Source organism: Planococcus koreensis (assembly GCF_004761975.1).
Taxonomy (GTDB): domain Bacteria; phylum Bacillota; class Bacilli; order Bacillales_A; family Planococcaceae; genus Planococcus; species Planococcus koreensis.
Genome location: NZ_RQII01000046.1, coordinates 1 through 10,866, shown reverse-complemented (window position 1 = coordinate 10,866; position 10,866 = coordinate 1). Strand labels below are relative to the sequence as shown.

The 10,866-nt window shown below is 41.0% G+C and carries 14 protein-coding genes and 3 pseudogenes; 15 read left to right on the top strand and 2 right to left on the bottom strand.

The genetic code is table 11. The annotated features are described in order from the left end of the window. Window positions 1-294, top strand: a 294-nt coding sequence (locus EGV91_RS10835) for a transposase (protein ID WP_175580301.1), incomplete at its 5' end; no start/stop codon positions are given. Between the two features lie 75 nt (window positions 295-369). Here EGV91_RS10835 and EGV91_RS10830 read toward each other — a convergent pair. Next, window positions 370-804 carry a DUF2621 domain-containing protein gene (locus EGV91_RS10830; RefSeq protein WP_135503627.1) on the bottom strand — a complete coding sequence of 145 codons (435 nt, stop codon included), beginning with the start codon at window positions 802-804 and terminating at the stop codon, window positions 370-372. 121 nt (window positions 805-925) lie between these two features. Here EGV91_RS10830 and EGV91_RS10825 point away from each other — a divergent pair, with 121 nt between their 5' ends. From EGV91_RS10825 to EGV91_RS10810, 4 genes are all read left to right on the top strand, one after another. After that, entirely contained in the window at window positions 926-1,144 is a 219-nt protein-coding gene (locus EGV91_RS10825) for a DUF1659 domain-containing protein (protein WP_135503625.1), read from the top strand. Between the two features lie 23 nt (window positions 1,145-1,167). Continuing rightward, entirely contained in the window at window positions 1,168-1,383 is a 216-nt protein-coding gene (locus EGV91_RS10820; protein ID WP_135503623.1) for a DUF2922 domain-containing protein, read from the top strand. Between the two features lie 64 nt (window positions 1,384-1,447). Further along, complete coding sequence (locus EGV91_RS10815; protein WP_135503621.1) at window positions 1,448-1,576, top strand: YvrJ family protein; 129 nt, start codon at window positions 1,448-1,450, stop codon at window positions 1,574-1,576. A gap of 91 nt (window positions 1,577-1,667) precedes the next feature. Then, window positions 1,668-2,225, top strand: a complete 558-nt coding sequence (locus EGV91_RS10810) for an SCO family protein (protein ID WP_135503619.1) — start codon at window positions 1,668-1,670, stop codon at window positions 2,223-2,225. 73 nt (window positions 2,226-2,298) lie between these two features. Here EGV91_RS10810 and mscL read toward each other — a convergent pair whose 3' ends face one another. Continuing rightward, window positions 2,299-2,688 carry a large conductance mechanosensitive channel protein MscL gene (gene mscL / locus EGV91_RS10805; RefSeq protein WP_135503617.1) on the bottom strand — a complete coding sequence of 130 codons (390 nt, stop codon included), beginning with the start codon at window positions 2,686-2,688 and terminating at the stop codon, window positions 2,299-2,301. A 422-nt stretch (window positions 2,689-3,110) separates the two neighbouring features. Here mscL and EGV91_RS10800 point away from each other — a divergent pair, with 422 nt between their 5' ends. The 10 genes and pseudogenes from EGV91_RS10800 to EGV91_RS10755 form a co-directional block, all read left to right on the top strand. After that, window positions 3,111-3,296, top strand: a complete 186-nt coding sequence (locus EGV91_RS10800; RefSeq protein ID WP_135503615.1) for a hypothetical protein — start codon at window positions 3,111-3,113, stop codon at window positions 3,294-3,296. Between the two features lie 658 nt (window positions 3,297-3,954). Beyond that, window positions 3,955-4,923: a hypothetical protein gene (locus tag EGV91_RS10795; RefSeq protein ID WP_135503613.1), complete on the top strand. Its 969-nt coding sequence runs from the start codon at window positions 3,955-3,957 to the stop codon at window positions 4,921-4,923. 130 nt (window positions 4,924-5,053) lie between these two features. Beyond that, on the top strand, window positions 5,054-5,305 hold the full coding sequence (locus EGV91_RS10790) for a hypothetical protein (RefSeq protein ID WP_135503611.1): 252 nt from the start codon (window positions 5,054-5,056) through the stop codon (window positions 5,303-5,305). A gap of 72 nt (window positions 5,306-5,377) precedes the next feature. After that, complete coding sequence (locus EGV91_RS10785) at window positions 5,378-5,695, top strand: DUF4352 domain-containing protein (protein WP_135503609.1); 318 nt, start codon at window positions 5,378-5,380, stop codon at window positions 5,693-5,695. Between the two features lie 147 nt (window positions 5,696-5,842). Next, entirely contained in the window at window positions 5,843-6,388 is a 546-nt protein-coding gene (locus tag EGV91_RS10780; protein WP_241666172.1) for a helix-turn-helix domain-containing protein, read from the top strand. Window positions 6,389-6,399: 11 nt separating this feature from the next. Beyond that, a pseudogene (locus EGV91_RS10775) lies at window positions 6,400-6,678 on the top strand (type I restriction-modification system subunit M N-terminal domain-containing protein); the annotation flags it as partial. After that, window positions 6,677-9,067, top strand: a pseudogene (locus tag EGV91_RS10770) (type I restriction endonuclease subunit R); the annotation flags it as partial. The pseudogenes EGV91_RS10775 and EGV91_RS10770, both read left to right, overlap by 2 nt. Window positions 9,068-9,079: 12 nt before the next feature. Next, window positions 9,080-9,721, top strand: a complete 642-nt coding sequence (locus EGV91_RS10765; protein WP_135503603.1) for a hypothetical protein — start codon at window positions 9,080-9,082, stop codon at window positions 9,719-9,721. 134 nt (window positions 9,722-9,855) lie between these two features. Beyond that, on the top strand, window positions 9,856-10,530 hold the full coding sequence (locus EGV91_RS10760; protein WP_135503601.1) for a Kiwa anti-phage protein KwaB-like domain-containing protein: 675 nt from the start codon (window positions 9,856-9,858) through the stop codon (window positions 10,528-10,530). Further along, window positions 10,527-10,866: pseudogene (locus EGV91_RS10755) on the top strand (Kiwa anti-phage protein KwaB-like domain-containing protein); the annotation flags it as partial. The gene EGV91_RS10760 and the pseudogene EGV91_RS10755, both read left to right, overlap by 4 nt.

The following is a 10,866-nucleotide window of genomic DNA, read 5'->3' as shown; positions in this document are numbered from 1 at the left end:
AAAAGAGGTCCTGAGGATGTCCTCAAGACCAAAACACAGTTGCATGAATTTCGTCAGCTGGTGGCACAATCCGGGATTCCGGAGTTTCAGAAAGCGATGCGGACCTTCCATAATTGGCAGACCGAGATCTTGAACAGTTTTGCATTCCCTTATTCCAATGGCTTTTTAGAAGGCATCAATAACCTCACAAAAGTGATCAAACGCAACGCGTTCGGATTCCAGAATTTCGAGCGGGCTCGCGCGAAAATATTACTGACACACAAGTATAAGAATATTGGAGTTCACGTTGGTTAAGGGTGAAGGCGATATCGCCTCACCCCAACATTTGACGGAGAACCAAAAAGCTGTCCCTCGATGAGGAACAGCTTTTTAGCGTTCGAAATATTGCTCGTATGGGTTAACATCAATCTTCATTTCCGCTAGCTTTTTGCGCAGAAACTTGTGGTCGCGCTTTGGTGTTGCCAGGATATAGCCGCGGATGATGTGCTCGAGCTGGATTGATTTCGCTTTCTCCTCCAGCAAAATCTGTCCGATGCGTCCGGCGATTTTCTGTTTCGCCACCGGGCGGAACAGATCCGGAACCGGCTGCACCAATTCATTCAACAACGCCTTTTCTTCGGAGCCCCATAAATGTATGGTTTTGTCGACATAATATTCTTCCCAGTTTAAATCCGACAGTCCATCACTTTTCGGCATGGACTTGAGGAATTTGCGGAACATGAAGAAGCCGCCTATCGCAAACAATCCGACGAGCACCACGACCCAAAAAAGGATAAACCATAAAAACCAGCCATCTAGTGCCACTTTGTTCACCTCTTTTATTCGTACCTTCCTTCATTATAGAAGGGTTTCTGAAAAAATTCATTAAAAAGGTGTCCTCTTTTCGCATTTGTGTCTATATAGCGAATGAAAGGAGGTGATCAGCATGGCAGTAGGAGAATTCAAGAGCGCGAGCATCCGTTGCACATTGGACAACGGCGTGGACAGCGAAGGCAAAACGGTCAAGAAAGTGAAGGCGTACCACAACGTAACAGAAGCAGCAGGTGCCAATGAAATCTTGGCAGCGGTAACCGTATTAACAGGATTCGGCACAAAGCCGTTGATGTTCCTGGAAAAGCAGACGGCCCAGAACATTTACGCTTAATAAGTTAAAAGGGGGAAATAGAAATGGCGAAAACATTGGAATTGATTTTTGAGACGGGGGCTGGCAAGGACGTGACCTTGTCGGTGGAAGACCCGAGGGAAGATCTGACGCAGCTGGAGCTCCAGTCCGGCATGCAGACGATCATCGAGCAGAACATTTTCCACGTGCAAGGTTCGGCGCTGGCGCTGGCGAAAGCGGCGCGCATCATCGAACGCAACGTCTTTGACTACGAAGTCTAAAACAGCATTACTGAATGAGCTCTCCTGCAAGGGAGAGCTTTTCTAATGGAAGCGGGGGAGAAGGATGGATGAGTGGATGCGATTGATCCAAGAAGTGGGATTCCCGATATTCGTATCGTTTTATCTGATGCATCGGGTGGAGTCCAAGCTTGTGGCGATTCATGATGCGTTGATCACGATGAAAGTTTCCTGATGTCACGGTTTTGCCGCAAAATCCGGTGCCGGGCAATTGAACCGTTGCGGCGGATTCGCTAAAATGGAGGGTACAGGACGGGGGAGACCACATGAAAAAAAGAATGGCTCTTTTGGCCATCGCAGTGCTGCTGTTATTGTCGGCCTGCGGCAATGAAACAATCGAAGACTTCTCATATACGAACCAGCGCGGCGAAACGGTAACGAACGACAGCCTCAAAGGGGAACCGTGGATCGCTGCTTTTGTCTTCACCAATTGCGACACCGTGTGCCCGCCAATGACCGCCAATTTGGCGTCGATCCAGGAACAATTGGTCGACCAAGGCATCGAAGACTACCGGATTGTCACGTTCAGCGTAGACCCGGTATCGGATACGCCGGAGAAAATGCAGGAATACTTGGCAAAGTATTCGGTTGCCGATGAATCGAAATGGAATTTGCTGACGGGCTATACCCAGCCGGAAATCGCGGAATTCGCGAAAGACAATTTCCAGGCATTCGTCAAAGATGATCCTAACAGCGACCAAGTGGTCCACGGCACGACCTTTTATTTGATGGACGGCAACGGCGAAATTGCCGAAACCTACGATGGCTACATCGATGTGCCGATTGATACGATCGTCGACGATATAGCGAAGCAACTGGACTGACATTGATATTCCTGAACAACCGAAAAAAGCTGCCGATCCCAAATGGGTCGGCAGCTTTTTTGTGTGGTTTGGCTTACAAGCCAGTTTTTTCTTTTGCCAGCAAGTCGCGGATTTCAAGAAGCAACTCTTCTTTTTTATCCAATACTTCAGGCTCTTCTTCAGCGGGTACATCTTTTTTGCGCTTCATTGAAGTGAAAAGACGGATGACCATGAAAATTGAAAACGCGATAATTGTGAAATCGATGATCGATTGCGCAAATGCGCCATATCGCAGTACTGCACCATTAAAGGTATAAGACCAGTCTTCAACACTGAAACCGCCAAGCAGGATTCCCAACACTGGCATAATGATGTCATTTACAAGCGACGTGATGATTTTACCGAAAGCGGCACCAATTACGACCGCAATGGCCAAATCAAGCACATTGCCCTTTAAAGCAAATTTCTTAAAATCTTCTATCATAGTATTCATCTCCTCATTAGACATTTTACAGTAGAAATAATTAAATACAACTAAAATCCGGTATTTTTTTGATGAAGATTATGAGGCAGGAAGAAAAAGGAACGTAAAGGTGGACTAGGCGCAGTCTTGTTTAGTGCCCGTTTTGTTGGTAGTATTAGGGAATAAAAGAAGATTATTTATGGTGCCAGTATCAATAGATTACTATAAGAGTTGGTTAATGATTATTCTTATAGATACTCCGCAAAACTGCTGCGCTTGCCGCGGACAAGACATTGGTCGCAGCGGTGTTAATAAAGAGTTTTTTTTGAGCGTAAGCCATGAAATTATGAAAATAAATAGATGAGTGAATCATACTTGAAAGCATGAGCAACGTAAAAAATGATAGCGCCAATTATACTTTTTTTAAAGGGAGGAATAATTGAATGGCTAAAAAAACCATTTACGACTACTCAAAAATCCCATTTACCGGTTTGGGTTTGATATTCGGAACTGCAATTGGTGCAGCCTTAAGTCTGATCATTACGGGGAATGTTATTTGGGCTGGGGTAGGGACTGGGATTGGATTGGTTTTAGGTGCAGCGATTGATAGCATGAAGAAGCGGAAATAGTCTTGTGTTGGTCTGTACTCATGTTTTCTGTCGACTTAAAAGAGTGGAATTCGGAAGATCTGCGCTACCGCTTGTTGAGTTATTGCTAAAACTCGGTTCGTATCAACAAAGAATCCTTGAACCTTAATAATTTAGGCGAATAATCGTTCGAAGTCGACTCTCTCCGGAAGCTTCTGATCAAATACTATAAAGTGACGCCGTAAGTCAAAGCCGACCAATACCGGATCGATATGGTCGTGTAAGGCTTCCACGACCGCTTAGCTTTGAATCCGACGGCGAACGATGGCACAATCCTAAGAAATTCACAGAAGACTTGAAGCGCCTGGAATCCTTGAAGCGTTTAGAGTGGTAGGTCGGGCGTATGCCCGGCAGGACAAATGATAACAAGTAGGGCAGAGCGTTGGAGAAGACTGGCCATCAAAGATAAAATGAACCCTTCTTCCGTTTGTTTCTGATAGAGAAGATGAAGATTCTCGTCCACATGGAATAGTGTTTCTTCCATTGTTGCTTACGTCTTTCCACCGGACTTTCTATTTTTTAGTAATCCTTTACCCGAAAAATAATAAAAAGAGGTATCCCCAAAAGAGCGTAAGAAACCCTTGGCGGTTACACCCTTACTTTTAGAAAATATAACTACAAAATCTTGAGAGGTGAAAGTATGAAATCTGTAATTTACTATCCTTACTTTGAAGTGCAAGATACTACGTGGTTAAAGTTTGCATCTTTGTATATTGGTAGACTCACAACTATGATTCCTACAAATGCAATGAGGCATATATCAGATGAAAGTAGAAGTTTATTAGAAGACAAAAGTTTTATTAGAAATTATAACTCCTTGAGAAGTTTTAGTGAAAAAGTTCCTTTAATTGCAATGACTGAAGTAGATAAATTTTTAAAAAATCCTTATTTTAAATACTATGGTATACCAAAAGAAAGACTGGTATCTAAAGACTACCAAACCTATGAAATATTTGATGAAAAATTTTCACTTGCTTGGCGTGAATATTGTTTAGAAAAGGGACTAGGTCATCGATCAAAGAATGGAATCAAAGTCACCAATGAAATTGCGTTAATTTATATGCATGCCTTAGCAAAACAAGTTGCAGTTTCAAAAAACTCTTCTCCTATAACTGACAGTAAATACGGCCAAGAATTTTTATCATTAGTTGCGCCTCATAATATTGGAGCCCAAGTAAGGTCGGCTACTCATGAAGAGTTCGCCAAACGTGTCATCAATTTTAAATTGCCAGTCGCTATTGAAGATATAGAAATAAAAGAATTCATGGATTTGAGAAAAGATAAAGATTTTATTAAGAATCAAAAGGCGTTCCATGCAAGTTTAGATAGTTATCTAGAAAATAACGATGAGGAATACATGTATCGGTACCTTGATTCTCTTAGTGAGATGGAGAGGGATATAAAGAGGTGGATTCCTTTAGCATATTCTCTGGGCGTCGCTGCTACAGAAATTATTGTGGAACCAGAAAATCCGTTAAATCTTTTAAGTATTGGAGAGAGTATGATGGAGTTTGGTACAGTAGCTATTAATCCAAACGAAGAAAACCGTTTAAAAAGAAGCAGTAATAAGTTTTTAACAAATATCTCTAATATCCAACTAAATAATTAAAAAGAGTGTTTTTTTAAAAACTCTATCCAAAATAATTCGGATAGAGTTTTAGTTTGATTATTTTTATTGACTCAGACAATTCAATGTTATATTATTGTCTTAGACAATAAAAAGGGGGAGAGTTATTAACATGAAAAATTTATCTGTATTAGCGTTATCAGCTTTACTATTGGCAGCGTGTGGATCAGAAGAGTCAGGTTCGACAGCGACGAATGAAAAAGAACAGGAGCAGGCAACAACTGAACAAACGGCAGCACCGGCGGAAGCTGAGAAAGAAGCCGATGAACCGAAAGAATCCGCAGAATCTGATTTCGGCAAACGTTCCAACCCGGTTCCAGTTGGCCAAAGCCAATTGGTCGATGTATCGATTTACGACAATTAATCCAACAGCTTCACTGCCAAAGCTGAAATCATCATCAACTCTGTTGACCGTGGCCAAGGCGTACTAGAATTTGTGCAAGGCATCAATGAGTACAACGAAACACCTCCCGATGGGTATGAATACATGATGCTGGATGTCACAGCTACATTAATAGAATCTGAAACGGAAGATTACGCATGGCTGGTCAATGGCATGCAGTTTAACTTTATCGGTGGGGACGGCTCACCATATGAATGGACATCTGTTGTTGTAGAACCCGATTTCTCAGGTGAAGTTTTCGCTGGGGGTTCTATTGAAGGGAAAGTAGTCAATATGGTCAAAAAAGATGATCCGATCCTTTTGGTGCTGGAAGATGGTAATTGGGACAATGTTTTCTTTGCGACCAAATAATATCCGAGCTGCCGGTATCTTCTCGGCAGCTTTCCCCTTATTGTGTTCTATTGGTTGAAACAGTAAAATGGTATTGACCAAGACAATAAGGGAGGTGGCGGCATGATCGGGCTTGAATACATTCTTCACCTGTATGAAACGCCTCATATGGAACTAGCCGATAAGCTCGGCATCAAAAAGCAAAATATCAATTTGTGGATCAAAGGCAAACAGAACATCCCTAAAAAATACTTGCCGGTATTGTCTGGAATGTTTCATTTGGATGCCGCCTATTTCCAAAAACCACTCACGGAACTGGATAAACTTCAGATCCAAAAAGAAAAATTGGAACGCGAACTTCAACCTGTTAAAATTAAGAAAATAGAAAAATTTTCTATTTTTGAAGAAGATACTCTTTTAGCTGAGAAAGCGATATACGAAGAGCCTCAGTTAAATGAGCTAGCGGCTGAAATTGATCAAGAAATGCTGGTCGATAAATTCAAGTCACTTACGGCAAATCCATTGTCTAATAAAGATACTGTATCTCTTTTCCTGAAATTATTGGAAGATGCAGCAACCGAGCCATTGTTCCACAAAACATTGGAAGGATTGGCGCATTATTTAGATATACTGCCGAGAGAAATTTCATCGGAAGAAGAGCAAGAAGAATTTGAAGAAGAACTATTCGAAGTTTTCGATGATCATAATTACTAGGAGGAAACATCATGACCAACAACACAGCCAATGTCGGCTTTGAAGAAACCCTTTGGAAAGCAGCAGATAAATTACGGGGCAGCATGGATTCAGGAGAATACAAGCATGTGGTACTTGGCTTGATTTTCTTGAAATACATCTCGGATAAATTTGAGACAAAATACAATGAATTAGTCGAAGAAGGATCAGGCTTCGAAGAGGACATTGACGAATACACAGCCGAAAACATTTTTTGGGTTCCTACAGAAGCTCGCTGGGACTTCATCAAAGACCACGGCAAAGACGTAAAAAATCATGGCTGCGTACCATCAGTATTACGCGGTGAAAAAAGCGGTCTCAAACACGAAACAGGCGGTTGCCGTTGAAGGAGACCGGAAAATCGGCGTTATTTGGCATACCCAGGGAAGCGGTAAAAGTTTCTCTATGGTCTTCTATACCGGTGCGCTGGTGAAGGAGTTAAACAACCCTACAATTGTGGTAGTGACCGACCGCAACGATCTGGATGATCAGTTATTCTCGACTTTCGCCAAGTCTTCTGATTTATTGCGGCAGGAACCAAAACAGGCAGATGTGCGAAAGCTGACAGATCCGACGAAGCAAGCTGGACAGAACGGCCTTTTTGATTTATTGAACGAGCGTGAATCAGGCGGCATCATTTTTACAACCATTCAAAAATTCTCTCCGCTCGAAGGCGAAATGGCTGCGTTAACGGAACGTCGGAACGTAATAGTCATTGTAGATGAAGCGCATCGAAGCCAATATGGCTTTGATGCGAAAACGGACTTGGAGACTGGTGTACAAAAGTTCGGCTACGCCAAATATTTGCGTGATGCTTTGCCGAATGCATCTTTTATCGGCTTTACCGGTACACCAATTGAGTTTGAGGATAAATCGACGCCTGCAGTATTCGGGAATTATATCGATGTTTACGATATGACCCAGGCAGTAGAAGACGAAGCGACGGTGAAAATATTTTATGAAAATCGTATCATCCGTTTGGATGTTGATGAATCGGAATGGGCAAAAATTGATAAAGAATTTGAGGATATCATCGAAGGGCATGAAGAAACTGCACGTGAGAAGTACAAATCTCAATGGTCGCGTCTTGAAGCGGTTGTCGGTTCACCAAACCGTTTAAAAATGCTGGCGAAAGATATTGTCGAGCATTATGAAACAAAATCGCAATCCATGGCTGGTAAAGCGATGATCGTTGCGATGAGCCGGAAGATCGCAGTGAATCTTTATGATGAAATCATTGCAATACGTCCGGAATGGCATAACGATGACGTAGACAAAGGCGTCATCAAAGTTGTCATGACTGGCGCTGCTTCTGATGAAGAAAACCTCCAGAAGCATACAGGCGGCAAGCAGCGCCGTGATACTCTAGCGAATCGGATGAAAGACCCGGCTGACGAATTGCAGCTGGTCATTGTCCGTGATATGTGGCTGACCGGTTTTGATGTACCACCGATGCATACAATGTACATTGATAAACCAATGAAAGGCCATAATTTGATGCAGGCGATTACACGGGTTAACCGTGTCTTCAAAGATAAGCCAGGCGGCGCTATTGTCGATTATATCGGTATTTTTGAGAGCTTGAAAAAAGCGTTGCGGCAATATACCGATAAAGATCGACAAACAACAGGAATTGACATGAACGTTGCAGTAGCATTGATGGAAGAAAAACTGGAAGTGCTAAAAGGTATTTTCCATAAATTTAATTACTCTGCTTATATGGGCTCATCCAACAAAGACCGCGCGATGGCAATTATCGGCGGAATGAACTTTGTTCTTGGACTGCCGCTTGAAGAGCAGAAGGAATTCAAGCAATTTGCAATGGAGCTGGCGAAAGCGCATGTTCTTGTATCCGGCACTTATGAAGGTAAAGAAGCGAAAGCGCATGTTGACTATTTCAAGTCAGTACGGGCTACACTGCAAAAATTGGGCACAGGAGATAATAAGAAACGTTCTAAATCAGAAATCGAGGCACGGGTAGATCAGCTGCTTGAAAAATCGATTATTTCACAAGATGTTGTCGATGTTTTTGACACACTCAATATCGAACGGCCGGATGTATCAATTCTGTCTGAACAGTTTTTAGAGGAAATCCGCCATCTGCAGCATAAGAATCTGGCAGTAGAAATGCTTAAGAAGTTGCTTGCTGGAAAATTGAAAGTAATGGAACGGTCGAATTTGGTGAAATCAGAACGCTACTCTGAGAAGCTAAATCGTGCTTTGAATAAGTATCGAAATCAAAGCCTTACTAATGTACAGGTTATTGAAGAGTTAATCCGGCTTGCTTATCAAATTAAGAAAGAAGACGAACAAGAAAACTCGCTCGGGTTAAGCAAAGATGAAGTTGCATTTTATACCGCTTTAACTGATAACGAGAAAGTGAAAGAAATGATGGCCGATGAAACTTTGATATTAATAGCCCAAGAGCTAACATCGAAAATCCGAGCCAACGTTTCAGTAGACTGGACAGTACGGAAAGATGCGCAAGCTGCAATGCGCCGTTTGGTTAAACGACTATTAAAAGAATACGGTTATCCACCGTTCCAGCAAAAAATTGCTTTGGAGACGGTCCTGCGCCAAGCAGAACTAATGAGCAGTAATGTAAGTGATTGGAAGTCGCAGCAACAGATAGCTGACCCACAAGGGACTTACAGAGACTAGAGAGGAATAATTATGAAGAAAATAACTGTATTATTACTAAGCAGCGCGCTAATTTTAGGAGCTTGTTCCAATGAAAAAGAAGTTGCAGAAGAAACTCCAGAAGCAAACGATGCTGCGGCGAGCAGCGAAAACAAAGAAGGCGAAAAAAATAGTGAGGGTGGGGTAAATGTTGACAAAGGCTTGTTCAATGTCGAAGTCACCCTTCCAGCTGAACTATTTGAAGGCGGAGACACAGAAACCGTCGTAGCGAATGCAAAACAACAAGGCATTGATGAGGCCACACTGAACGAAGATGGCTCCGTAACCTATAAAATGTCCAAAAGCAAACATGAAGAATTGATGGCTGAATTGGCCAAGAGCGTAGAAGAAGCAAAAACCGATATCGTCGAATCCGGTGATTTTCCATCCATCAAAGAGGTGAAAACCAACAAAGACTACGACAAATTTACAATTAGCGTAGACCGCGAAGCATTCGAAAACAGCATGGACGGTTTTGCGACCATGAGCATCGGCATGGTCGGATCTTATTACCAGGCTTTCAATGGCATCGATGCTGCCGATATGAAAGTGGAACTTGAGCTTGAAGATGCGGCTACAGGGGAAGTCTTTAATACGATTGTTTATCCGGAGGCATTGGAGGAGGTGGAAGAGTAAATTCTTCTATTCTTTAGTAATTAAACTGCATAATTTATAGGCTTTTCTAGAAAATGAAAATTTTTAGATAAGCCTATTTATTTAGTGAGACTGAATAATTATAAATGGGTTTCTTATTTTAAGGGGGGATATGTATGACTTTAAATGACGAAAATAATTTCGTGAATAAAATTATTAAAATGACTGATGAAAAAATAGGAGAATTGGATTTACAGGTAAACTTAGTATCCAAAGCACCCACAACGGATGTTTTATTTTTTTCTAAAAAGGAACTCCTTGATGAAAAGCTACGGTTATGGCTTAAAAAAAATATCATAGCCTCTTTAAAGAAGTTGCAGGTTAGCGAAGGACTAGATAAAAAGTTTTATATTTCTAATTATAGCCATGAACTAACAAAGCCTGATTACATAGCTAAATTAGAAGTTGAAAGTGACGAAGATTTAAAAGACAAGTCTAATAAATTATTAACTTCGTTAACTCATAATAGTCCAGATTTTTTAGATAAGAAAGCTAGTTTCCAAGTAATTAAATTATCGGATGATCAAAATTCATTGCACATAATCTATTATAGAGGAGTTAAAGTATCTAGTATCCAGAAGAAGCATGCTAAAAAAATGCCGGCTGTTCGAGACCGAGACCAATTAATTATTCAAGATAGTGATGTGATTGAATTCGGAGGGAGTATAGAACTTTTCTTACAAAATAGCTCTATGTATATCTTAAATCCTCGAACATTGGAATATACTTTCAATTATGATGATCATATAAAAAACAAAGAGACAAAAATTTACAGTCAATTACTCATATGAGTTTTTTTGATACAAACTCAAACATCGATGAATTTGTTGAAATATCTAGTCGATATATTCTATCAAGAGGATTAGCTTCAATTTCTTCTGAAACTTTAGAAGCTTTAGAAGAAAGTTTTGAAGATAGGTGCGTGGAATTAAAAGACATTAAAGACCGGATACCCACAGATGAGGACAAGAAACAAGAGTATTTGAAAAAATTCGAATCTCTTTGGCCATTATACGAGCATATTGATATTGAAAACAAAAAAATTAGATTTAATCCTGAATATGAAATTACGCCACTTTTACATTTCTTCTCTGATAAAATAGTAGAATCTTTCTTGACTAAGAAAA

Coding starts and splice junctions, on each gene's coding strand:
- EGV91_RS10825 (WP_135503625.1), top strand. CDS start 926: ATGGCAGTAGGAGAATTCAAGAGCGCGAGCATCCGTTGCACATTGGAC.
- EGV91_RS10820 (WP_135503623.1), top strand. CDS start 1,168: ATGGCGAAAACATTGGAATTGATTTTTGAGACGGGGGCTGGCAAGGAC.
- EGV91_RS10815 (WP_135503621.1), top strand. CDS start 1,448: ATGGATGAGTGGATGCGATTGATCCAAGAAGTGGGATTCCCGATATTC.
- EGV91_RS10810 (WP_135503619.1), top strand. CDS start 1,668: ATGAAAAAAAGAATGGCTCTTTTGGCCATCGCAGTGCTGCTGTTATTG.
- mscL (WP_135503617.1), bottom strand. CDS start 2,688: ATGATAGAAGATTTTAAGAAATTTGCTTTAAAGGGCAATGTGCTTGAT.
- EGV91_RS10800 (WP_135503615.1), top strand. CDS start 3,111: ATGGCTAAAAAAACCATTTACGACTACTCAAAAATCCCATTTACCGGT.
- EGV91_RS10795 (WP_135503613.1), top strand. CDS start 3,955: ATGAAATCTGTAATTTACTATCCTTACTTTGAAGTGCAAGATACTACG.
- EGV91_RS10790 (WP_135503611.1), top strand. CDS start 5,054: ATGAAAAATTTATCTGTATTAGCGTTATCAGCTTTACTATTGGCAGCG.
- EGV91_RS10780 (WP_241666172.1), top strand. CDS start 5,843: ATGGAACTAGCCGATAAGCTCGGCATCAAAAAGCAAAATATCAATTTG.
- EGV91_RS10765 (WP_135503603.1), top strand. CDS start 9,080: ATGAAGAAAATAACTGTATTATTACTAAGCAGCGCGCTAATTTTAGGA.
- EGV91_RS10760 (WP_135503601.1), top strand. CDS start 9,856: ATGACTTTAAATGACGAAAATAATTTCGTGAATAAAATTATTAAAATG.